The organism is Pseudomonas sp. IT-93MI4 (assembly GCF_949767635.1).
Taxonomy (GTDB): domain Bacteria; phylum Pseudomonadota; class Gammaproteobacteria; order Pseudomonadales; family Pseudomonadaceae; genus Aquipseudomonas; species Aquipseudomonas putida_A.
Genome location: NZ_CATKPP010000044.1, coordinates 95,700 through 119,977, shown reverse-complemented (window position 1 = coordinate 119,977; position 24,278 = coordinate 95,700). Strand labels below are relative to the sequence as shown.

17 protein-coding genes are annotated in these 24,278 nt (G+C 61.7%); 6 read left to right on the top strand and 11 right to left on the bottom strand.

The window, feature by feature from the left end; genetic code table 11:
* Positions 1 to 89: 89 nt before the first annotated feature.
* From ACM6I7_RS17395 to cbiE, 11 genes are all read right to left on the bottom strand, one after another.
* Entirely contained in the window at positions 90 to 2,213 is a 2,124-nt protein-coding gene (locus ACM6I7_RS17395; RefSeq protein ID WP_414888949.1) for a TonB-dependent receptor, read from the bottom strand.
* A 150-nt stretch (positions 2,214 to 2,363) separates the two neighbouring features.
* A complete protein-coding gene (locus ACM6I7_RS17390) occupies positions 2,364 to 3,743 on the bottom strand; it encodes a PepSY-associated TM helix domain-containing protein (RefSeq protein WP_414888948.1) in 1,380 nt (459 codons plus the stop codon).
* A gap of 177 nt (positions 3,744 to 3,920) precedes the next feature.
* Positions 3,921 to 6,041, bottom strand: a complete 2,121-nt coding sequence (locus ACM6I7_RS17385) for a TonB-dependent copper receptor (protein ID WP_414888947.1) — start codon at positions 6,039 to 6,041, stop codon at positions 3,921 to 3,923.
* Positions 6,042 to 6,126: 85 nt separating this feature from the next.
* A complete protein-coding gene (locus ACM6I7_RS17380) occupies positions 6,127 to 6,573 on the bottom strand; it encodes a DUF2946 domain-containing protein (protein ID WP_414888946.1) in 447 nt (148 codons plus the stop codon).
* Positions 6,574 to 6,594: 21 nt separating this feature from the next.
* Positions 6,595 to 7,074, bottom strand: a complete 480-nt coding sequence (locus ACM6I7_RS17375; protein ID WP_097089900.1) for a copper chaperone PCu(A)C — start codon at positions 7,072 to 7,074, stop codon at positions 6,595 to 6,597.
* Positions 7,075 to 7,122: 48 nt separating this feature from the next.
* Positions 7,123 to 7,521, bottom strand: coding sequence for a DUF2946 domain-containing protein (locus ACM6I7_RS17370; protein ID WP_414888945.1), 399 nt, complete (start codon positions 7,519 to 7,521; stop codon positions 7,123 to 7,125).
* A gap of 99 nt (positions 7,522 to 7,620) precedes the next feature.
* Entirely contained in the window at positions 7,621 to 7,911 is a 291-nt protein-coding gene (locus tag ACM6I7_RS17365; protein ID WP_003221244.1) for an addiction module antidote protein, read from the bottom strand.
* A gap of 3 nt (positions 7,912 to 7,914) precedes the next feature.
* Positions 7,915 to 8,217: a type II toxin-antitoxin system RelE/ParE family toxin gene (locus tag ACM6I7_RS17360; protein WP_003221246.1), complete on the bottom strand. Its 303-nt coding sequence runs from the start codon at positions 8,215 to 8,217 to the stop codon at positions 7,915 to 7,917.
* Positions 8,218 to 8,376: 159 nt separating this feature from the next.
* On the bottom strand, positions 8,377 to 9,105 hold the full coding sequence (locus ACM6I7_RS17355; RefSeq protein WP_414888944.1) for a cobalt-precorrin-6A reductase: 729 nt from the start codon (positions 9,103 to 9,105) through the stop codon (positions 8,377 to 8,379).
* Complete coding sequence (locus tag ACM6I7_RS17350) at positions 9,102 to 10,199, bottom strand: cobalt-precorrin-5B (C(1))-methyltransferase (protein WP_134785333.1); 1,098 nt, start codon at positions 10,197 to 10,199, stop codon at positions 9,102 to 9,104. The genes ACM6I7_RS17355 and ACM6I7_RS17350 overlap by 4 nt, the downstream gene beginning before the upstream one ends.
* A complete protein-coding gene (gene cbiE, locus ACM6I7_RS17345) occupies positions 10,192 to 11,403 on the bottom strand; it encodes a precorrin-6y C5,15-methyltransferase (decarboxylating) subunit CbiE (protein ID WP_414888943.1) in 1,212 nt (403 codons plus the stop codon). Before cbiE ends, ACM6I7_RS17350 begins: the two co-directional genes overlap by 8 nt.
* Positions 11,404 to 11,636: 233 nt before the next feature.
* Between cbiE and ACM6I7_RS17340 the strand changes: the two genes are divergently transcribed.
* The 6 genes from ACM6I7_RS17340 (at position 11,637) to ACM6I7_RS17315 (ending at position 24,226) form a co-directional block, all read left to right on the top strand.
* The gene (locus ACM6I7_RS17340) at positions 11,637 to 12,293 is read left to right on the top strand and encodes a hypothetical protein (protein ID WP_414888942.1); all 657 of its coding nucleotides are present in this window, start codon (positions 11,637 to 11,639) and stop codon (positions 12,291 to 12,293) included.
* Positions 12,294 to 12,412: 119 nt separating this feature from the next.
* Complete coding sequence (cobG, locus tag ACM6I7_RS17335) at positions 12,413 to 13,711, top strand: precorrin-3B synthase (RefSeq protein WP_414888941.1); 1,299 nt, start codon at positions 12,413 to 12,415, stop codon at positions 13,709 to 13,711.
* A complete protein-coding gene (locus tag ACM6I7_RS17330; protein WP_096794809.1) occupies positions 13,704 to 14,330 on the top strand; it encodes a precorrin-8X methylmutase in 627 nt (208 codons plus the stop codon). Before cobG ends, ACM6I7_RS17330 begins: the two co-directional genes overlap by 8 nt.
* A complete protein-coding gene (locus ACM6I7_RS17325; RefSeq protein WP_371917839.1) occupies positions 14,327 to 15,061 on the top strand; it encodes a precorrin-2 C(20)-methyltransferase in 735 nt (244 codons plus the stop codon). The genes ACM6I7_RS17330 and ACM6I7_RS17325 overlap by 4 nt, the downstream gene beginning before the upstream one ends.
* Positions 15,061 to 16,761 (top strand): precorrin-3B C(17)-methyltransferase, encoded by a 1,701-nt coding sequence (gene cobJ / locus ACM6I7_RS17320; protein ID WP_414888940.1) that lies wholly within the window; start codon positions 15,061 to 15,063, stop codon positions 16,759 to 16,761. Before ACM6I7_RS17325 ends, cobJ begins: the two co-directional genes overlap by 1 nt.
* A gap of 409 nt (positions 16,762 to 17,170) precedes the next feature.
* A complete protein-coding gene (locus ACM6I7_RS17315; RefSeq protein WP_414888939.1) occupies positions 17,171 to 24,226 on the top strand; it encodes a TcdA/TcdB pore-forming domain-containing protein in 7,056 nt (2,351 codons plus the stop codon).
* The last annotated feature ends 52 nt before the right edge of the window (positions 24,227 to 24,278 follow it).

The window sequence follows — 24,278 nt, the reverse complement described above, 5'->3', positions numbered from 1 at the left end:
CGATTTGTCAGAAGACTGTATTCATCGGATTGCGACGGCTTCGCCGCCGATCGGGGATAAATCCCCTCACCACAGGAATGTTTGAGCTTTTAAAAGGTGTAATCCGCCGTGACGAAGAACGACCTCGGCTCGCCGAGAATCCATTGCTGGCCGTCATTGTATTGGCTTTGTGCGTACTGGCGGTCAAACAGATTGTTCAGCTGCAGACCGAGCGTGGTGTTGCGCAGGGCTTGCCACGACAGCGTCGCATCGACCACGGTGTAACTTGGCAGCTCGTTGCGGTTGGCCATGTCGGCGTAACGCGCATCGACATAACGCACGCCGGCACCGGCCTTCAGATCATCGCTGAGGTTTTTGTTCAGCCACAGATTGGCGGTGCGCCGTGGCACATCCACCGGGCGATTGCCGTTGTACGACAGGGTTTGCCCGTCGACCACTTCGGAGAAGTCATCGTACTTGGCCTTCACAATCGCCGCGTTGGCCTGCAATTGCCAGGCGTGCGGCAGTTGCAGATCGAGGCTGGCTTCCAGGCCGTTGGACGATTGCTGGCCGACTTGCTGCTTGAGCGTCGGGTTGCCCGGATCGTCGGTCAGCAGTTTCTTTTTGACGATGCGATAGGCCGCCAGGGTGAACTCGCCGCGCTGATCCCAGAACAACTGCTTCAGGCCGATTTCTGTCTGGCGCGCGGTCGACAGGTCGTATTGCTGCTGGCTCGGACTGAGGGATATCAGGCCGCCGATGCCGTCGGTGCTGGTCGCGACCTGACCGTAGAACGAGGTCTGCGGCGTCAGGGCAAACACCAGTCCGGCCTTCCAGTTGTTGCCGGTCAGGGGCTTGTCGCTCTGGCTGTCGTCGACCAGATTGTTGCGATCAACGTGCACGTAATCACGGCGCACGCCGGTCACCAGCGACCAGCGCTCGCTCAGTTGCGTGCGGTTTTCAGCGAACACTGACATCTGTTTGGTGGTGCTGTCGAACTGGTCGCGGTATGGGTTGGCGCTTTCAAAATAGCCCGGCTGCGGGTGATACAGATCCAAGGGCTGACCGTTGGGCAGCACGTCGTTGAACGGCGAGTTGCTGTTGAGCTGGAAGCGGATGCGGTTGTAATCGACGCCGGTCACGGTCTGGCTGTCGAGGCCGAACAGCGAGTGTTTGAAGGTGAAGGTCTGGCGGTCGCCGATCTGTTCCTGCTTGTGGCCGATGCCGAAGTAGCCGCTGCGGCTGAGCTGTTGCGTGGCGGTGTCGAAGTTGTAGTTTTCGGCGTTCTGCCAGCGGCGCTGGGCTTTGAGGTAGTACAGCTCGTTGCTGGCACTGACGGCGTCGTTGATCTGCCAATCGCTGGTCAGGCGCGTCCACTGATCGTTGTAGTGCTGCTGGTCGTCGCGCACGTTGTAGTTCTTGTTGCGCAGGCTGTCCTGCAATCGGCCGTTGATCAGTGGAGTGCCGAAGTAGTTCTGCGGGCGCTGATCGCCGTAGTCATGGGCGAGGGTGAAGGCCAGGTCGTCGGTGGCCTGCCAGCGCAGCGCGGCGCTGATGAAATCGCTTGATGAATCACCGCGATCGATCCAGCCGTTGCTGCGCAGGCGATTGAGATTGAGGCGATAGCTAAGGGTATCGGTCAGCGAGCCGCCGCTGTCGAACGCCTGCTGCTGGCTGTCGTAGGAGCCGTAGCCAAGGCCCAGGTGGTTTTCGATTTCACCCTCGAACGGCTTCTTCGGAATCACGTTGACCACCGCGCCGGTCGCGCCTTCGCCGTACAGCACCGAGGCCGGGCCGCGCAGTACGTCTACGCGCTGCACCGACCAGGTGTCGACCGGAAAGGTCACGGTGCCCATGCCGGTGTACATCCGATTGCCGTCATACAACTGCATCACCGAACTCTGCCCGGTAAAACCGCGTGCCTGCAACGAGGTGCCGCCATCGCCCGGGGTGCCGGTGCGGCTGATGCTGGTGCTGCGCGACACGGCGTCCTGCACGCTGCGATCACCACGGGCGCGAACCTGCTCGCCGCTAAGGCTTTCGACGCTGGCCGGAGTTTCCATGGCCGTCAGGTTCAGGCGCGAGCCGGCGGTGGTCGGCGTGGTCAGGCTGACACTTTCTTCGTCAACCGCAGGTGCGGAGATGGTGCCGGTGGGCAGCGTCAGCGGCTGGCCGTCGGCGTTGGCGTTGTTCAGGGCGAACAGGCAGAGGCTGGACAAGAGGTACTTGTTCATCGGGACGGTGAATCACTTCTTCAAAAGAAAGCCCGCAACTTTTGGTTGCGGGCAGGGCGGCCTATTTGCGTTATACAGTAACACTAAAGAATGCCGGAGTTTAAGCCCCGGCAGTTTAAAGATCTGTCTGAAACGCGCATCTCGCCTGCTTCACGTTGAAGTTGAGGCAGATTCAGCTTGGCGGCCCAGACGCGACAACAGCAGCCGATCCAGCAGCCAGACCAGCACCAGCGAAGCGCCCACCAGCGGAAAGATCACTGCCAGAGCGAGCATGATCGCCACCCCGGTTTTCCACTTCGGCAGATCATGGCGCAGCGGCGGTACGCCGAACTTGCCCTGCGGACGCCGCTTCCACCAGATCACCACACCGCTGACGGCGCTGAGCAGAATCATCAGGCAGATCAGCAGCACGACGATCTGGTTGAAGGTGCCGAACATCTTGCCTTCGTGCAGCATCACGCCGATTTCCGTGGCCCGCGCGACTGCGCCGTACTGCTCGAAACGCACATCGGCGAGGACCTTGCCGGTGTACTGATCGACATGCAGGGTCGCATCGTTACGCGGGTCGTCGGCGAACACGGCGATGGTGAACACGCCGGTCGCGGTGGTCGGCAGAGTGATGCTGTAGCCGGGCTCGACCTTGCGCTCGACGGCGATGTTCTGCACATCCTGCAGGCTGATCGCTGGCGCGGCGGGGCCGTGTTGCATGCCGCCGTGGGCCATGTGTTCGGCGTGGTCGCCGGACATCGGCATCGGCGTGTTTTCCATCGCCCACGGCACGGTCTGGCGCGCGGCGTTGTTGAGGCTGCCGGCCTCGACGTCGGAGGTCGGTACGTTGTTCCACATTGCAGCCGGGAATACGTTCCAGACCTGGGCGTACTGCTTGCCCCAGAACCCGGTCCAGGTCATGCCGCTGAGCAGCATCACCAGCAGCAATGCCGCGCCCCAGAACCCGGTGACCGCGTGCAGATCACGCCACAACACCCGACCGCGACTGTTCAGGCGTGGCCACAGAATCCCGGCGGCCTGACCGCGCGGCCACCACAGAAACACCCCCGACACCACCAGCACCACGCCCCAACCGGCGGCGAGTTCGATCAGGCGATCACCGAGCGTGCCGATCATCAATTCGCCGTGAATGGCGCGGGCGACGGCTTGCAGATTTTTCTTCGCATCCTGCTCGCCAAGGATGTCGCCGTGGTACGGGTCGATGAACACATTGAGTTCATGACCCTCATTCTTCACGACAAACTGAGCGCTGCGTTCGGCGTTGGCCGGCGGCAGGTACTGGGTGATCTGGCCTTGTGGATAAGCGCTTTTCACCCGTTGCAGCAGATCATCGGCCGGCACCATGTGATGCCCGGCGGGGACGTTGAGCAGGCTGCTGTACATCAGCGAATCGAGCTGCGGTTTGAACAGGTAAATGATGCCGGTCAGGGCCAGCATCACCATGAATGGCGCGACGAATAATCCGGCATAGAAATGCCAGCGCCACGCCAGGTTGTAGAAATTCGCTTTGGGCTTTTGCATCACGTTTGCTCCGCTTGGCTTGGATCTTTTCTTTGTTCTGTATGGGGAGTTTCACCACTGCACTCCTGTGGGAGCGGGCTTGCTCGCGAAAGCGTCGTGTCAGGCGCCACCCATGCTGGATGTACCGCCGTCTTCGCGAGCAAGCCCGCTCCCACAAGGGCAGGGCGTCCCGCTCGGTTAGAAACTCATATCGACCTTGGTCCAGAGCGTGCGCCCCGGCTCGTTGATCGCTTGCGGGTCGTTGGCCGGGTAGCCGAAACCGGCGTTGCCCGCCAGGTTCAGGTGCTCGGCGTAAGCCTTGCCGAACAGGTTGTCGACGCCGGTGCTGACCTTCCAGTTCTTGTTGATCCGGTAGGCGCCGTTGAGCGAGAACACGCCGAAGCCGCCGCTCTTGTCGTAGTCCTTGCCGACCACGTTGCCCTTGTTCTGATCGATGCGGTTTTGCGCCGCGACCACGCGCCACAGCGCCCCGGCGCTCCAGTTGTCTTCGCTGTAGGTCAGGCCGAAGCGGGCATCCAGCGGCGGCATTTGCGGCAGGGCTTTGCCGTCGCTGCTGTTCTTGCCCCAGGCGTAAGCCAGGGTCGCGTCGGCTTTCCAGTTATCGGTGAGTTTGTAGGCGGCACCGAGCTCGCCACCCATGATCCGTGCGTCGATGTTTTCCGCGCGCGAAGTGCTCATGCCCATCATTGTCGGTGTGTAGTCGAACAGGATGTAGTCGCGCACCACACCGATGTAGCCCGAGGCCCAGGCTTCGAGTTCGGCGGTCTTGTAGTTGACGCCGAAGTCGAACTGGGTGGTCTTCTCCGGTTTGATCGAGTCAAACGCATTCAGCGAGCCGGCCGGGCCGGACTTCGGTGAAAACAGCTCCCAATAATCCGGGAAGCGCTGCGCGTGACCGAGGCCGGCGTACAGCGTGGCCGGGCTGTCAGCGAGGTCATGCTCGTAACGCACGAAGCCGCTTGGCAGGGTGTCGGCGCGGGTCTCGTCGGCGGTCGGATTTGGCCGGCTCATCATTCCCGAACCAATGCGCTGCCGGTAATCCTTGGCCGAAGCACGGTCGACCCGGGCGCCGGTAATCAGCCGATCACGGTCGGCGGCGTACCAGGTCATTTCGCTGAACACGCCGTAGTTATGGAAATCGGCGTCCTTGGTGTAGGGCTGATCCTTGTAGGTGTCGATGCCCATGCCGCTGCGCTGGCGATGCTCGTTGGTCTGCGCATCGAGACCGGTGATCAGCTGGATGTCGGCCCAGCGCCAGGTTGCCTTGATCCGCGCGCCGAGGGTGCGGCGGTCGACGTTGGACGCCATGGGCCCGGCCATCATCCCAGTGCCGGACGGCGTGCGCAGGGTGTAGTTGTCCATCACGTGGTCGGCGTAGTTGTAGTAAACCTGTGCTTCAACTTTCTCCAGCACGTCGGTGATGTTGGATTTTTCGAAGCGCAGGCCGAGGCTTTCGCGCAGGAACTGCGAACCGTCCATGCCGCGCCCGGCGTAGCGCGCTTCGCCATCGCCCTTGCCGGCGGTGAGTTCGATCAGGGTGTCGGCGTCCGGGGTCCAGCCGACGGCGATGTCACCGTTCCATTTGTCGTAGCGCGAGGCAACGATGTCGTTGTTGCCGTCGCGATAGTCGTCGGAGTGCGCGGTATTGCCGATTACCCGTACGTAGCCCAATGGCCCGCCGGCAGCGGCGTCGACAACTTTGTCGAAGCGTCCGTTGGAGCCGGCCAGCACGCTGGCATTCACCCGCGTGCCGAGTTCGCCGAAGCTTTCCGGCTCACGGTCGAAGAGGATCGTGCCGGCCGATGCGCCCGGCCCCCAGAGTACGGTTTGCGGGCCCTTGATCACCGTGAGTTTGTCGTAGGTTTCCGGCGAGATGTACGAGGTCGGCGCGTCCATCCGCCCCGGGCAGGCGCCGAGCAGCATGCTGCCGTTGGTGAGAATGTTCAGGCGCGAACCGAACATCCCGCGCAGCACCGGATCACCGTTGGTGCCGCCATTGCGCACCAGAGCGAAGCCGGGAATGGTCTTCAGGTAATCGCCGCCGTCACTGGCTGGCACCGGTTGGCGCGGGTCCTTGGGGTTGGTGACGATGGTCAGTGGCGAGCTTGGAGCGATCGCGGTGATCACCGTCGGACTCAGTTCTTCGTTGTGCCCGGCGTGGTCATCGGCCAACACCAGCGGCGATAACAGAACGCCGCAAAGGACGGCGGTGGCGTGCGAGAAACCAATGCGCGATGCGTTCAGCGCGAAAGACGCCCGGGCAGAACCCGAGCGTGGAACAGCAGAAAACCTGGACATGACAATTTCCATCAAACAGTCGTAAACGACACGGCCAGCAGCCTGAAGCTGTCTTCTCAACCGTGTGCAATCAAAGGTGCGGTGTTTACGCGTTGACGGGCGGGGCGCGGGTGCGGGCGCCGGGGAAGAAGGTCTGCCGGGCGTGGCCCAGACGCGGGGAGGATGGGGTGAAGGTGTTGACGTGGGCAATGCTGAACGTGGCGAACGTGCCGCCACCGGTCAGCGCCGGGCAATTGAACAGCAGGCTGCAATAACCGCACTTTTCCCATAGGGCGTGGTGCGAGGATTGTGGCGGGCAGTGTTCGGCAGCCGGTTGTGCACCGTGCGCGGCGTGATCCATGCTCGGCATGTCCATCGCCATGTCCATGCTCATCGGCATGGAAGTCGAGGCGTGCTGATCCATCGGCATCGACTGAGAAATCAGCGGGCCGATGAAGATCATCAACATGGCGAACAGGGCGATCCAGCTACCGCGGGTCAGAGTCTGGCTCTGGCGATGCAGGCGGGATGCCCCGGCGCGTTGCGGGCGCACGGGCGTGGTCAGCCGGATCGGTTACTGGGCGTGATCGTGTGCCTGGGTATCTTGCGGAGGTTTCTTCTGCACCGCGACTTCGACGGTGACGTTACCGGCCTTCTCGAAATGCAGGGTCAGCGGGAAGCGTTTGCCGTCGCTGAGCAGGCTGCGGTCTTTCGGGTTGAGCAGCATCACGTGATAGGCCATCGGCGCGAACGTCACCTTGCCGCCGGCCGGAATCACCACGTTGGGCACCTGCTGCATCTTCATCAGATCGCCCTGCATCACATGCTCGTGCAGTTGCGCTTCGGCGGTGATCGGCGAGTCGACGCTGAGCAGGCGGTCGTCGGTCTTGCCGGGATTGCTGATCACGAAATAAGCCGCGACGGTCGGCGCGTTGGGCGGCAGCTCCTGCGACCACGGGTGAGCGATTTCCAGCTCGCCGGCCTTGTATTCGTGGGCATGGGCGAAGCACGCCGGCAGCAACAGCGCAGCGATGACGAAGAGTTTGTTCAACATGGCAGTTCTCCAGAACGATTTGATACGCAGGTCAATTGCGAGAACAAATCAAACCAGAGGCGAGGCGCGGGGATTAAGGCTCGGCCATTGCTGGCGCGGTGTCGGTGTTTGCAACGAGGGCGGCGCCACGCTGCGATTGCTTTCGTAGCGGGCGAAATACAGCTGCGGTGCATGGCCCGGCAACGCCACCAGCGGCGCTGAACCCGAGCAGCACCAGCAATGCTGCATGTTGGAATGGCTGTCGTTGGACGGGGCTTTCTGCTCTGGGGCGCCGATGTTGATCGCCACCATCTTCGTCCCGCTGCCGGTGCAGAAACTGCTCCACAGCAATTGTTCGGCCGGTGAATTGGCCGCCTGCGCCATCACCCCGGTCATCGGCATGGCGAGCATGTTGAACAGCACTGCAAAGCAGGCGATCCAGGCAAATGCAAGCCGGTGTCGGTTCATGGGGACAGATCCGTTGGATGGGCGATCAGGCGCGGGCTATTTAGCCTGATCAGGGCCGATAAGTAAAAAAGCGTCGTGCGGTTTGGTGTCGCAGATCAATCAAACCGCGACGGCGTGCAATCTCAAACCCAAAGCCTTCATGACCTTCATGATAGTTGCGAATTCGGGATTACCCGTGCTGCTCAGCGCTTTATAGAGACTTTCACGACCCAGGCCAGCATCACGTGCCACCTGTGTCATGCCCTGAGCTCGGGCTATGTCATTCAGTGCTGCACGGATGAGCACGCCATCGCCTTCATCATCATCAAAGCAAGCGTCCAGATACGCCGCCATATCCTCAGGAGTTTTGAGGTATTCGGCGGCGTCGAAACGGGTGAATTTTTCGGTCATGACTTACTCCTCATTACCGATGCTATGTGCCATTTGTACGGCGCGCTTGATATCACGCCGTTGTGTCGATTTATCGCCGCCGATCAAAAGCAGATAAATCACTTCGTCTCGACGAGTGAAGTACATCCTGTAACCAGGACCGTAGTGAACACGCATCTCGTAAACGGTGTCACCGACAAATCCGCAATCGCCAAAGTTGCCATGTTCGGCTGCTCGAAGTCTGGAGATGATTCGGCCTTTGCCGATGATGTCTTTTAACGAGTCGAGCCACTCGGAAAATATACGGGATCGTTCAAGTTCGATCATGTCAGGATTGTATTCCTTGGGATACAGTCTGGCAAGCCGCTTTTTAGCGCTTGTCTGTCTGTATGGATTAAAGGAACCGAAGTATTGGGTGAGGGGATAGCTAGGGACAGTCGGCTGCTTCTTCAAATTAAGCCGGCTAATTCGCAGAAAAATTCGAAATCAGGAAAATTCTGACGTAAGCAGGGAAGCGAGGACTTCAGACGTCGTCAGAAACTCCCGATCAACTCCCGGCAATACCGGCCGCTTCAACACCATCACCGGCACCCCCAACTCCCGCGCCACTTCCAGTTTCGGCTCGGTCGCGGTGCTGCCGCTGTTCTTGCTGATCAGCACATCGATCTGCCGGCGTTCGAACAGTGCGCGTTCATCCTCCAGCAGAAACGGCCCACGGGCGCCGATGACTTCGCAGCGTTCGTTACCGGGATAAGCGTCGAGGGCGCGCAGGGTCCAATACTGGTTGGCAGGGATTTCGTCGAGGTGTTGCAGCGGTTCGCGGCCGAGGGTGAACAGCGGGCGGCGGAACGGTTTGAGGGCTTCGATCAGTTCGGCCCAGTCGCTGACTTCACGCCAGTCGTCGCCCGGCTGCGGCTGCCATGCGGGGCGGCGCAAGGCCCAGCAGCGGATGCCGGCGAGTTGTGCGGCGATGGCGGCGTTGTGGCTGATTTGCGCGGCGTAAGGGTGGGTCGCATCGAACAGCAGGTCGATGCCTTCAGCGCGAATGAATTGCGCCAGACCTTCGGCCCCGCCGTAGCCGCCGACGCGCACCTGGCAGGTCAGGTCGGTCGGCACCCGGCCCACGCCGGCCAGACTGTAAATGTGTTCTGGCCCCAGCGTACGGGCGATGGCCAACGCCTCGGTGACGCCGCCAAGCAACAGAATGCGTTTCATGCAAAACCTCCGGCGTGGCCGACAATGCCGCCCTGGCGATCAATCGCAAACACCTCGACCTGCACCTGCGCCGGCACCACGCTGCAGGCGAAATTCAGCGCGTGGCGGCAGACCTCATCGCCGAGGGCAATGCCCGCCGCGCTGGCCATCGCCAAGGCCTGCTGACTGGTGTTCGCTTCACGAATGCTCTGCTGCAACGCCTGATCAGCGCCAATCGCCGCCGCCCATTCAGCCAGTTGCGGCAGGTCGATACTCGAATGCCGCGAGTGCAGATCCATGTGCCCGGCCGCCAGTTTGCTGATCTTGCCGAAGCCGCCGCACAGGCTGAGTTTATCCACCGGCACTTTGCGCAGATGCTTGAGCACCGCACCGACAAAGTCGCCCATTTCGATCAAGGCGATTTCCGGCAGGTCGTAGACCCGGCGCATGGTGTCTTCGCTGGCGTTGCCGGTGCACGCGGCGATGTGCAGGTAGCCATTGGTTTTGGCGACGTCGATGCCCTGATGAATCGAGGCGATGTACGCCGCGCAGGAAAACGGCCGGACGATACCGCTGGTGCCGAGGATCGACAAACCACCGAGAATGCCCAGCCGCGGGTTCATGGTTTTCAGTGCCAGCGCCTCGCCGCCCTCGACATTGACGGTGACCTCGAAGCCGCCGGCATAAGCGCTTTCGGTGGCGAGCAGCGTCAGGTGGTCGCTGATCATCTTGCGTGGCACCGGGTTGATCGCCGGTTCACCGACGCCGAGCACCAGCCCCGGCCGGGTCACGGTGCCGACACCTGCGCCCGCGACAAAGCGAATCCCCGGCTCGGCCAGCAGCCGCACGTGCGAATAGAGCAGCGCACCGTGCGTTACGTCCGGGTCGTCGCCGGCGTCCTTGATCGTCCCGGCCTCGGCGCCGCCCTCGGTCAGGCGGCAGAACTCCAGGCGCATCTGCACTTGTTTGCCTTTGGGCAGAACGATCTGCACCGCATCCGCCGACGTACCGCCGAGCAGCAGGCGGGCGGCGGCGAGGCTGGTGGCGGTGGCGCAGCTGCCGGTGGTCAGACCGCTACGCAGGGGCGCGGGTTGTTCGGCGGTTTCGTCACGCATCGAGGGGTTTGACCAGATCCAGCAGGGTAATCGGCAACGCCTGACGCCAGGTGTCGAACTCGCCCAGCGGTTGCGCCTGGGCCACGTGAATTCGGGTCAGTTCGCCGCCGTGGCGTTCGCGCCAGTGCATCAGAGTGACTTCACTTTGCAGGGTCACGGCGTTGGCAACCAGTCGACCACCGGGTTTGAGTTGTTCCCAGCAGGTTTCAAACACGCCTTCACGGGTCACGCCGCCGCCGATGAAGATCGCGTCGGGTCGCTCCAGTCCGGCGAGGGCTTGCGGCGCACGGCCACGCACCAAGTGCAGACCGGGCACGCCCAACGCGTCGCGGTTGTGTTCGATCAAGGCCTGTCGGCCTTCGTCCGCCTCGATGGCAATCGCGCGGCAGCTCGGGTGCGCGCGCATCCATTCGATGCCGATCGAGCCGCAACCGCCGCCGACATCCCACAGCAGTTCGCCGGGGATCGGCGCGAGGCGGGCTAGGGTGATGGAGCGGACATCGCGTTTGGTCAGTTGGCCGTCGTGCTGGAATGCCGAATCGGGCAGTCCGGCAAGACGTGACAGGCGCGGTGCCTGCGCATCGGCCAGGCATTCGATGGCGATCACATTCAGATCGGCAATCGCCGGGTCATTCCAGTCATTGGCAGTACTTTCGAGGCGCCGTTCGGCATCGCCGCCCAAATGCTCAAGCACAGTCAGGCGGCTGCCGCCAAAACCGCGCTCGCGCAGCATCGCCGCGACTGCCGCCGGACTGTGCCGGTCATTGCTCAACAGCAACAGGCGCACCCCGCTGAACAGCTGCGCATTGAGTGCCGCCAGTGGTCGCGCCACCAGCGAGAGGATGGCCACCTCCTGTAACGGCCAGCCGAGCCGGGCGGCGGCCAGCGAACAGGAAGAGGGCGCGGGCAGGATCAGCATCTCGACACTCGGCACGTGACGCGCGAGGCTGGCGCCGACGCCGTAGAACATCGGATCACCACTGGCCAACACGCACACCGCTCGGCCGCGCTGCTCCAATACCGGCGCGAGGGAAAACGGACTCGGCCACAAAGTGCGTTCGCCACGAATGCACACCGGCAGCAAGTCCAGTTGCCGCTGGCCGCCGATGATCCGCGAAGCAGCCAGCAGGGCGCGCCGGGCGTTTTTGCCCAGGCCCTTGAAGCCGTCTTCACCGATTCCCACAACCGTCAGCCAGGGTGTCATGCCGTTCCTTAATCCTGAGTAGATCTTCACGGGCGGCATGATAACGCGACTGCCGGCACCTGACGCAGGTCTGTCGTCGCGGCGTGTCGAGAACAACGCGGAAACTTAATGTCGAGTAATAGTGATTTTTTCAACTTCCGTTTTTGTTAGTTTGATTCCAAGTCAGTTCTTTTTAATAAGTCTGGCGCAATGAAGCTATAAAATTAATACGTGCCAAGTTGGCAGGGGGCGATATGGATATCAATTCAGCTACACGTTTAAGTCAGAGTAATGCAGTTGCCGTTAATAATATGTTGTTCACCGGACTGGAGGGGCGGGCAGAGGCCGATAACAGATTTGTGAGGAACTGCATTTATCTCGCCCAGATCGCGGCGGACAGCCGTTGTGACAGCAGTCTTCAGCCTGCAGAGTGGTTCGATTACTTTGTCGGAGGCTTGTGGTCATGTGGCTGGGAACAGGAGGAGAAACCGGTGGTGCTGGTCCAGGAGGCGTTTTCCGGAAGTGTGCAGGAGGCGTGGCGGCGGTCGACAGCACCCTTGCTCGCGCGCGTTCAATTAGCGCAGGTTGAAGCCGGGCTGGCAGCGCTTGAAAAAGATGTAGCGCTACTGCAAAAGTTTACCGCCATGAGTGGCAAAACCTTCACCTCGCACATTGTGCCGGTCAGTCAGAACGCCAACGGCGAGTTGGTTGTGTTGCTCAGCCATATCCGCTTTTTCAAGTTGGTGTTGAGTACCAACTACCTGTTCTGGCAGGTCCATCAACCGATGTCGCAACTGGACATCCGCGCCAGAAGAATGGTGATCAATCGACGGGACATCGACAAAAACCGGGACGTTGTAGATCAGGCGATTCGCGAGAGCGTGCCCGACCTTGAGGAGGTCGAACTCTGAAAAGCCGCAGTTTCCGACCGGCAGGCATTTTCATGCGCTCGGGCAAAGCAGGCATAATGGCGACCTTTCGCCCACCACAGCGCTGCCCGTCAGCCGGTCATCCCTTGAACGAACGCTCAATGTCCACCGCTCTGCGCCCCTCGGCTTGTCCGGGGTTGCTGCGTATTGTCCAGGCGCTGGACGGCGGCATTTGCCGGATCAAGCTCAATGGCGGCTCGATCACTGCCAATCAGGCCGACGCGGTGGCCGATGCAGCCGAGCGTTTTGCCAGTGGCGCGATCGAGGCGACCAACCGCGCCAATCTGCAGATTCGCGGCATCGGCGAGCAGTCCGCGGCATTGGTCGACAGTTTGCTGGCCGCCGGGTTGGGGCCGCAAACCGCTGCGGGCGACGATGTGCGCAACCTGATGCTCAGCCCGAGTGCCGGGATCGATCGGCAGTTGCTATTCGATACCCGGCCTTTGGCCGAACAGACTCTGGCAACATTGCAGACGCATCCGCGCTTTCACCAGTTGAGTGCCAAGTTCGCCGTGCAGCTGGACGGCGGTGAGGCGTTGGCGATGCTCGAGCATCCGCATGATCTGTGGCTGTCGGCGTTCGAACGTGACGGTGAAGTGTTGTTGGCGTTCGGTCTGGCCGGCTGCCCGACCGATCGTGCGGCCGGTGCCGTGAGCGTGGAAAACGGCCATGCACTGGTGGTCGCGGTGCTGGAGTTGTTCCTTGAGCTGGCTCGGCCGGAGCAGACCCGCATGCGCCATTTGCTCGATGAACTGCCGCTGCTGGCGTTTCTCGAACAATTGCGCGAACGCGTGGCGATCAAAGCTGCCGTCGCTCGACAGCGCACACCGATGACGGATGCGCTGCATATCGGTGTTCACGCGCAAAACGCTGACGACCGGGTATATGTCGGTGTGGTGCCGGCGCTCGGCCGTCTCGATCCGGCCATGCTGCGGGGCGTGGCCCAGCTGGCTCGCGAGTTCGGAGATGGCAGCCTGCGTTTCACCCCTTGGCAAAGTCTGCTGCTGCCGAACGTGAAGCCCGCCGACGCGGGGCGAGTCCTGCAACACCTGAGGCAATTGCACTGGCTGACCGACATAAGCGAGCCGTTGTCCCGACTGATTGCCTGCACCGGCTCCAGCGGCTGCGGCAAAGGCCTGGCCGATACCAAACACGACGCGCGGCTGCTGGCGACGCTATTGCCACAGGCGCAGAGCGTGCACCTGTCCGGTTGCCCGCGCTCTTGCGCTGCGGCCCATCGCACACCGGCGACATTGCTGGCGGTCAGCCCCGGTCACTACGACCTCTATTTTCGCGATGCAACGCTGCCGGGTTTTGGCACGCTGCACGCACGCAACCTTACTATTGAAGCGGCCGCGATCCTGCTCGACGCCCGCTCACGGAGCCCCCTTGATGCTTGATTACATCCGCGACGGTCAGGAGATCTATCGCAACTCCTTCGCGATCATTCGCAGCGAGGCCAATCTGGCGCGCATCCCGGCCGATCTGGAGAAACTCGCGGTGCGGGTGATCCACGCCTGCGGCATGGTCGAGGCGGTCGATGGTCTGCAGTTTTCCGAAGGTGCCGGCAAGGCCGGGCGCGATGCGCTGGCGGCCGGTGCGCCGATCCTGTGCGACGCGCGGATGGTCTCCGAAGGCGTGACCCGCGCCCGTCTGCCAGCCAACAACGAGGTGATCTGCACTTTGCGTGACGACAGCGTGCCGCAGCTGGCCCGTGAGCTGGGCAACACCCGCTCGGCGGCCGCGCTGGAACTGTGGCGTCCGCATCTGGAAGGCAGCGTGGTGGTGATCGGCAACGCGCCGACCGCGCTGTTCTATCTGCTGGAAATGCTCGACGCCGGGGCACCGAAACCGGCGCTGATCCTCGGCTTCCCGGTGGGTTTCGTCGGCGCTGCCGAATCGAAAGCGGCGCTGGCGGCTGACAGTCGCGGCGTACCGTTCGTGATCATGCAAGGCCGGCTCGGCGGCAGCGCCATGGCCGCCGCAGCAGTCAATGCCCTCGCCACGGAGATCGAATGATGCAGGCCAAAGGACGTTTGATCGGCCTCGGTGTGGGCCCCGGTGATCCGGAACTGATCACCGTCAAAGCCCTGCGCCTGCTGCGCGAGTCGCCGGTGGTGGCGTACTTCGTCGCCAAGGGCAAGAAGGGCAATGCCTTCGGCATTATCGAGGCGCACCTGCAGGACGCGCAGAATCTGTTGCCGCTGGTGTACCCGGTGACCACCGAAGTGCTGCCGGCGCCGCTGTCCTACGAGCAAGTGATCAGCGATTTCTATGATGATGCCGCCGAAGAAGTTGCGGCGCATCTGGACGCCGGGCGCGACGTTGCAGTGATCTGCGAAGGCGATCCGTTCTTCTACGGCTCCTACATGTATCTGCATGACCGGTTGTCCACGCGCTATGAAGCCGAAGTGGTACCGGGCGTGTGCTCGATGCTCGGCGGCGCCTCGGTGCTCGGCGCGCCGCTGGTGTATCGCAACCAGAGCCTGTCGGTGCTCTCCGGCGTGCTGCCGCATGAGGATCTCAAGCGCCGTCTGGCCGACGCCGATGCGGCGGTGATCATGAAACTGGGGCGCAACTTTCCCAAGGTCCGTGCGGTACTCGAAGAACTCGGTCTGGCCGAGCGGGCGCTGTACGTCGAACGCGCGACCATGGCCAATCAGAAGATCGTGCCGCTGGATCAGGTCGAGCCGATGTCCTCGCCGTACTTCTCGCTGATCATCGTCCCGGGCGAACGGTGGCAAGGTTGATGACGCCATCCACACCGGCCATTGTCATCCTCGGACAAGGCGCGCTCGCCACCGCACGGCGGATCCAGCAGTTGTATCCGACAGCGCAGATCCACGGCCTCGCCGGACGCGTCGAAGGCGCCGACTGCAGCTATCAGGAATTCGGCGCGACCCTGCGTGAGTTGTATCAGCAAGACACGCCGATCATTGCCCTGTGCGCGGCCGGCATTGTCATTCGCACCCTGGCGCCGTTGTTGCTGGAAAAAGGTGCTGAACCGGCGGTGCTCGCCGTTGCTGAAGACGGCAGCGCCGTGGTGCCGCTGCTCGGTGGCCTCGGCGGAGTGAATGTCATGGCCCGGGAAATCGCCGCCGCATTGCAGGTCGCCGCGGCGATCACCACCAGTGGCGAATTGCGTTTTGGCACCTGCCTGCTCAATCCACCCAGCGGTTATGCGCTGGCTGATCTGGAACTGGGCAAGCGTTTCGTTTCCGATCTGCTGGCGGGGCACAGCGTGCGAATTGAAGGGGCGGCGCCGTGGCTGGATCAGGCGCAGTTGCCGCAAGACCCGCAGGCGCAGCGCTCGATTCATGTCGGCAGTGCCGAGCGTGTCGCGAGCGCCAACGAGTTGCTGATCTATCCCCGCAGTGTGGCGGTGGCGGTGAGTGCGCAGTTGGACGATCTGCCGCATGCCGTGCGCGCCGCGTTGCAGCAGGCCGGGGTTGCGCAGCAGTCGCTGGCCTGTCTGCTGGCGGCTGACACTGAAATCGCGTCGGCCAGACTGCGTAAAGCCGCCCTCGAACTGGGGGTGCCGCTGCGCTTTGTCGCGGCGCAGAAAGACCTCGGCGAGTTGGCTCGTCAGGTACTGCCGCAGGCCGTGATCAGCAATACCAACGGTCTGGCGATTGCGCGCGCCGAACAGCCGCTGGACGTCGCGCAGATCGGTCGTCAACGTGGGCGCCTGGCGGTGATCGGCCTCGGCCCTGGCGCTGCCGAGTTGATGGTGCCTGCGGTCAAGGCGGAACTGGCGCGGGCCACCGATGTGCTCGGCTACGAAACCTATGTGCGCATGGCCGGCCCGTTTCGCGATGATCAGGTGCAGCACTGCACCGACAATCGCGAAGAAATGCAGCGCGCCCGCCACGCCTTCCGGCTGGCGGCCGAGGGGCGTTCGGTCATCGTGGTCTCATCCGGCGACCCCGGCGTGTTCGCCATGGCCGCGGCGGTGCTCGAAGCGTTGCACGAGTCGACCGACCCGAAATGGCACAGCGTCGAGCTGGAAATCCTGCCGGGTGTGTCCGCCTCGCTTGCCACGGCTGCGCAAGCGGGTGCGCCGCTGGGGCATGATTTCTGCGTGATGTCGCTGTCGGACAACCTCAAGCCGTGGTCGATCATTGAAAAACGTCTGGATCTGGCGGCCGAGGCCGATCTGGCGCTGGCCTTCTACAACCCGATTTCCCGGGCACGCCCGTGGCAATTGGGGCGTGCGCTGGAAATCGTCGCGCAGCATCGCAGCGCGGCAACACCGGTGGTGCTGGGGCGCGACATCGGTCGCCCGGGGCAAACTCTGCGCGTGACGACACTGGGGCAACTGACCCCGGATCAGGTGGACATGCGCACCATGGTGCTGGTTGGCTCTTCAACGACTTGCACCTTCCCCAAGGCTGAAGGTGGCGAGTGGGTCTACACGCCGCGCTGGTACGGCGAAAAGCCCCAGTCCTGAGCCGTTGGCGAGGGAGCTTGCTGCCTCGCCAACCGCGATCTCCCGCACAGATTGTTTCCGGATCTGACCGCGTCATATTGTTCAACGCGACCTGTACGATCTGCTCCGCTTCTGTGTGAGAGCTTTCTCTTTGCTTACATTCTGTTCGACTTATCTTGAATACTGATAGGCAGACCTGAAATTGCAGCCTTGATAATTTCGCGTTCTGCTCGGGTGCGTTTGATTTATATATTGATTGTAGAAATAACTTGTTGCCGTTACATGCGTTATCAGTTGTTTTTTAGTTGTTGATTTTGACATGTATTGAAAGTTTTGAAGTTTGAGCTCCGATTCGCCAGAAGTTAGTTTGGCCGCTATGCAAGTGCCAGCGGGCACTTTCGTTATTGGTCAGGGCAAAGGAGCAACTTTCATGCAGGACCGAAGAACTCAAGACGCCAGCGGGTTTGTCAAATTCATCAAACTGTTCAAGCAGGCGGATCTGGAACAGGCCATGTCGGCGTACAGGGGCAGTGAATCCTATCAGTCAGTTTGGCGTTATTATTTTGCCTGTATCGGCTTGCTCGATTCTCCACGACTGATCGAGCCTTTGGCACTGCTCAAGCAGTCGATCGGCCAGTTGATCGGTTCGCCACATAAATACTCGCAATCCGATAGCCAGCCTGCACAGTTGTCGCGCATCTATAACAGCATCCAGGCTTTCGAGACCCGTGTGCAAAACAGCCTGGCGTACGCGAAGAGCACCCCGACTGCGGTGCCGAAGAATCTGCACTTTGTCTGGCTCGGTGGAGGACTGGGCGCGATACAGCGTGACTATCTCAACCTCTGGAAACAGGTGCTGAACGGGCAAGGTTACAGCCTCCATCTCTGGTACGACAGCGACGCATTGTTGGCCTGGCAAACCAACAGGCTGATCGTCGAGGCGGCCAAGGCTGACGCCCTGCAACAAGATGGCAGCGACAGTATTTCCAAAGACCAGTTGGGCACGCTGTACGAAGAACGGGCCATCGTCCTTAAACAACAGATGTCCATGCATATCGATGCCGCACTGGCGCGGGGACTTTCAGCTGATGAAGCACGCGTCGATCTGTTGGCCCGTGCCTATGGGCAGGACGCCGCGCAACTGGAGGCGCTGATCGAGCAAAACCGCCGCAGTCTGCTGGACCTCGCAGGAGACGACCTGCAGTTGCGCGACTTGAACGCCCTGGATACTCCGCTGCAATTACAGGATATCTACGAGCGTGAAATCCGGTTGCGCGGCAATCTGGCCGCTGCTTCCGATGTGGTGCGCGCCGAGGTCCTTTACGAAGAGGGCGGCGGATATGCCGATGTCGATAATCTGCCGCCACTGGTCAAGACTCTGGGAGGCGTTGACATCAGCGGGTTTGATCCCCGGTCACGCGTTGGCGTTCTGCAACTGCTGCTCGATCACAATCGGCACTGGATGCCTGCACGCGAGGCGCTGCGCCACCAGTACACTGATTATCTGGCAAGCATTCCCGAGCAACACCGCGCCGCGCTTGAGACGTTTGCCCGACAAAAACCGGCGCTGAATGAAGTGTTCCAGGCGCCGGCCGAGTTGCTCGTCCGCCCACAGGACTTGCGGGCAGTTGCTGTGCAGAGCTCGCTGAGCAATTCCTTCCTGATGGCCCATGCCCGATCGCCGATGCTCAAAAGCGTGATCGACCGGTTTCGCTTCAATTATGACTTCATCGACCTGACGGCTCGACTGGCGGCCAAGCGCGGCGTTGCGCTGAGCGATTTTTACGGCATGTCGACGCTTGCGCGCGAGGTATTCGAGCAAAACTGCGGCTCGATTGCCGCTCTGTCCTCGATCGAACACGCAACGGCGAACGAACTGATTCTGGCGGTCGCTGGATATTTCGAAGACGGTATCCGCCCGCAGAGCGAATGGACAATTTTTCTGACTGGCCCGGCCGCGATGCGCGCTGGCATGCGCGATTACGAACGGCACAACTTCGTCCCGCGCGAAGATGAAACAGTGCGCGTCGAGACTGCCATCGAGCCGCTCTGGATGATCAACGACAAGACCGAGGAGGAGCAGGATCACTCGTGGAAAGACAACGCCAGCGATGATGAACAATGGGTTGTCGACGAACAGCAGCGTTGGCGGCAAGGACAGTTCAGTGCCCGCTACAGCGGTGATGTTGCTGCCCTGCTCAAACAACAGACTGTGTTGTTCGAAGAGGGTTGGCCGCTCATCGAGGGACGCCCGGTGTTATTGACGGAGGTCTTGCAAGGGATGATCGACCGACTCGGTGCACCGTTTGTGGCGGCGATGAGGCAAGGTCATAACGGTCCGCTGGTTTTTCCCGAAGGGCCGGGTCTGGGGTTCGACGATCGTCAGGCCATCAAGGCCCAACCCGTCACTCTGCAAGCTCCGGCGTCGCTCAGTGATGCGCGGATTCAGGGGCTGGCGCTGGATGAGTTGCTAAGCGGCATTGCCGAGGGTTCGCTGCAGTTCTTCCAGATCAGTCCCTTGCAAAGGGTAGTGTTGGGACAGATGCTCGGCGTACGCTCACTGGATAACTCAAGCTTCACGCAACTTGCCCCCGAGCTCGACAACCTCGCCAACAGCGTTGCCGAGGTAGGAGCATCGGTGCGTTATGCGGCCATTGAACGCCATCTGTATCAGCATCGGGCGCCGCAATTCATGGCCGGTCTCGCCAGCCATGTCGACCAGCCGATGGTCTCGTCGGACAGCGCGCTAACGTTGAAACGAGCTGCGCTGTCGCAGGCGCACACGCTGTTTCAATGGGGCCGTCATGTTGCCCATATCCAGACCATCGCCACCCGCGAACATCGTGAGCAGGTGATCCTGCGGCTGGGTCAGGTACTGGGGCAAATCGAGGCCAGTGACGTCAAACTGGTGCCGCAGGATCTGTTGCTCCAGGGGCCAGGGGATCCCGGTGGCCGTTGTTACCCGCTGGCGCTGATCATGAGCGCTGCTCTGGAGCACGGCGTGGCGGCGTCGCGACGCTTGCGCGAGCGATTCTTTCTGGCCACCGTCGAGCCGCAGCAGCGCGATTCAATTGTATTTCTGGAGGCGCTCGAGGAGTTGCGCGGCGTGCAGTTGCACGATATCGGCAAGCCGCTGGGGCGGGTCGATCTGCAGCAGCTCGGCACCACGCTGGAGGCGTTCGCCAGCTCGCGCACGCTGATGCTCAACTCGGATAACCACGCCATGCTGGTGGCGAAAACCTTCAATGGTGGGCGCGCCACCTATCACTTTTATGATCCCAATTTCGGCGTGTTCGAGTTCGGCCAGCCAGACCAGCTCCAACTGGCACTGACCGACCTTTTCCAGAAACAGGGCATGGCGAAATACTATGCGGCCTATGGCGACGACGCGCGCCCGACATTTGATCTGATCGAGCTGCAGGGGCAAAAGATAGCGGCGCTGGATCTGTCCGGCGGTTTGCGCGTCGGGCAATTGCTGGAATCCGACAATGTGCTGCCGGAGCATACACAGCGACCGATCCGTCGGCGCCTGAACAGTGCTCGCGGCCATTCCCTGGTCAGTAATCCGCACCTGGGGCGCAGCCTGCGCGATCTGGACAGTCATTGGTGGGGACAGCAGATTGCCCAGGCGACTGACGCTCTACAGCACTTGCATGCTGCGGCAAAACCGCTGGTGCCGTTGTTCGAAACCCTGGAGATGACGCCTGCCGGCGAGTACCGGATCAACCTGATCGATCCCTCGCAGGCCGAGCATGTGGTGCAGGTGGTGAGCTCCGATCACCGTCTGCTGCGCATCAGAAATTATCTGTCGGAGCAGTTTTCGGCACTGGGCACCCGAGCCTCGCCACAGATGGCAGAGGCGGGTGCCGTACACACGCTCAATACCGGCTTCACCATCCAGGCACTGATGAACGTCCTGCGTGGACGAGAGGGGGATGACCGCACCTTGACCACCGCCGTGCGCTTGCACGCTTACGTCAATTACGCGCAGTTGGTGCATGGCAATGTCACGGATGTCGCTGGCCTGATCAGTCTGGTAAAAACCGCGCTCAATGAAGAGAAGATCATCGCCCGCACCTGTGCGCCGGTGGTTGGCGAGGCGCTGGGACATGTCGCCAACGAAGGCGTGGGCGCGGTGCTGGGGCTGGCCAATGTCGGTTTCGACATCTATCAATTGGCGACGGCAGACAACGAGATCGAGCGCGCGCAATTCGGCACCCAACTGGCCTTCGACTCCGCCAGTCTGGCGTTGACCGCCGGTGGTCTGGGGGCTGCCACGGCGGGCGCGGCAACAGCGGCCGCCGTGCTCGGTGGAACCGGGGTGATCCTGGGCGGACTGGCCGTGGGTGTGGCGGCCCTGGCCCAGGGGTTTGCCAGGATCGCTGAGCAGGCGCAGGAGGTCGGGCTGTTCTTCGATGAGCTGGAGCGGGCCTGTCGGGGTGTCGGTTATCGGTATGACGACGGACTCGGGGCGTGGGTCGCTCACCCTTCGCTGGTCGTCCAGAGCCTGGACTTCAATCGCACGATGCTGGTGCTCGACAGTCCGAAGGTGTATCGGCTGCGCGACCATTTCGGGGTGCCGGATTTCAATCCGGATGATCAACAAGCGCTCGATCTGCGGCGTGAACTGGGACTTCCCGGCTACATCCACTTCGATCCGCCGACCACGCAACTGGTCGTCCTGCCGTGCACGCCGACCACGTTCTACGGTTACGAATACAAGGCGCTCCCTTTCTCGACGCTGCGTCACGACACCGGCTTCGATACCGCCCGCAAGCTGGAGAAGAAGGATGCGGCTGGCCAGCGGCGGTTTCTGTTTTCGTTCTACTCCTTTCCCGTGCACTACATCATCAACCGTCTCGCACCGTCGTATCGGCCAACCGTGATCGAGGTGCGGCTGGATGCCCACGAGCGTGCGCTGGCGGTGCCAATGATGCCGCAGCTCTGGCACGACAAGGTGTCGTACCGCATCGAAGGTGCGGGCGGTGCCTGTTCACTGATCCTCAATCGCGGGGTGAATCTCCAGTTGCAGTCCCCCAGCCTTCAGCAGTGCCGCTGGAATCTGGTAGCCGCCTGGGCCACTGAGAGGGATGTGCGGATCGACGTTGGCGGGGTTCTTTCGGTGGGTGGCGTGAAGGTGACGTTCGGCGGCAGAGGTCGGCATGAGGTCATGCTCCAACTGACCGGGCGGCAATCGTTCAAGGTCAACCGCAGCGACGGACGACTGGACATTATCGAGCAGAGCGCGCCAGCCGGGGAGAATGAACAGTCACTCCTCACGCATTACCAGACACTGGCCCGGGAGCATCGGCTGGTGCTGCCTTACACGCCAGTTCATCACTTTCCGATTCCTTTCGAGCCCGAAAGCCAGCCGCGTCACACCACGGCCTGGTACGACGCTGCCGAGGATCGTTTTCTGTACATCCGCAGTGAAGAGGTACTGGCGGCCGATGAAATGCTGCTGGCGGCGGTGGTCGACGATTCTGCGTTTTTCTATGAGGTGCGCAACTACGACATCTGGCAGGTCGATGCCGTCAGCGGTTTGCTCAAGTGCCGCTATCGTCTGCTTGTCATGGAGGGGCAGTGCAGCATTCGGCGTATTGAAGTCGATGCGCAGGGCGTGATTCATATCGAACAGCAATGGCTGGGTACCGATCGGCAAGTCACGCAATTCAACTATCTGATCCATGAGGGCCAACTGCAACTGGTGGCAGTTACCCGAGAGATTGACCGTGAGCTGGGCCAGCGAGTGTTCGCCAACCCGACCTTGACGGATTGGACGGCGGTGCTTGGTCACTATTTCACGTTATCGCCGGTGCCCGAACGCGCAGGCGTCAGTACCCTCGACTGGCAACCGGCCGCCTACGTGTCAGTCTGCTGGGCGTTCGATCCGGGCAAACGTGACCTGGTCTGGATTCGCAGCCGTGACCTGTTGTGCATTCATCCGTTTGCCTTCGGGCATGACCGCGGCTGGGTCGATTCGATCAAACAGCTTGGTGATCTGCTGCTTCTGCCGGTCAACGATGAGCACGAGCTGTTTTTCATCTACGACCGGCTGGCGCAAAAGCTGTGCAAGGTGCAACGCAGCGCGTCCGCTGGCAGCGAGCGCTGGCCAGCGCAATGGACGCATCAATGGCTGCAGCCTGATGGGCTCAGTGACGTGGTGCCGGTCCAGAACGGGTATCTGGCCCTGACCGATGACGGTCTGTTTTTCAACCTCACCGCAGAGGGTGAAGTGCATCTGGGTGGCTTGAGTGAGCGCTGGCTCAGGGGGCGCGCACAGTGGTGGCAGGCACTCGAAACGCTGGCGGCGAAGTACCCGGTCAACAGTTTCGCCATTCTGGGTCTGCGCAACGCCGCCGGTGATCGCAGCCTGTGTGCCTGGTATGTGGATAACCGCTTGCTGCTGTGCGATCCGGGGCACGAACGGGAAATGCGCCTGCTCGGGGTCACACCGGACAACCAGGCGGTCTGGCTGTTCGATGTCGCCAGCGGTGAGATCTGCAGTCAGCGGTTCTTCGACAGCCGGCAACTCGAGCCAGCATTCGGCAGCGGCGCCCAGTTACTGGCGAGCGACTTGCTGCCGGCACCGCAGGCCGAGTGGGACGACTGGCGGTTCAGCGCCGTGCGCAATGACGGCTCCGGTCTGTACGGAACATCGGTCAACGGCGTGTCACTCAAGCTGCGATATCAGGAAGCTGAAAGGATCATCGGCGTCGATCATCACTGGGCCAGCGAGCACGCGGAACATTTGCCGGAGTCTCTGCAGGCATTGCTGGAGACCGCTGAGCATGGGCCCTACATCGCCGTGGAGTCTGGCGCGGGCAACCTGCAATGGTACGACGTGGCGAATGCACAACTGATTCGTGTAGCAGGCCAGGATCTGCCAGACGATTGCGAATTGCTCGGCACCCGCCATCGGCATGTGCTGTTGCACGAACTTCAGGCACACCGCGTACACGTCTACCCCGGTCAGCAGAGCATCGGCCCGTTCGAATACATGCGGCGCGAGGCCGAGGTGTTGGTGGTCGAGGGCCAGAACAAGGTTGAAGACCTGTTGCCACTGATCGCTGATGACGTGAGCTGTCTGGTGTTGCGCCTGGGGCAGGGCGGCGTCACGTATCACCTGTCGAGGGCCTGCTGGTTGCGGCTGGACTCGGTGATTGTCGATTGCCGTCACCCGCTGGGCGAGATCCCGGCGATTCCCGGCAAGCTGGTCTGGGCGCTGGACGCACCGCAAACACTGCAACTGTCGTTTGTCGACGAGCACTTGCTGATTGTCGACCCGGATCGCCAGCACAGCCTGATCCTGCGGGATGTGTGCTCGGCGGATCCGGCGATGCGCGGTGACGTCTTCCTCGGGTTCGAGGGCGGGCGTTCCTATCCGGTATCGAGCCTGGTGCAGAGGCTACGGGAAATCGTCGAAGTCGATGATGCCGACGGCAGTACAACGCTGGCGCAGTTGCTGGGAGCGGTGCCGGCCTGACGAAAGTCTTCGTTGGGTTTTTTGAAGTTTGTTTTCTCTCCGTGTCGCGACG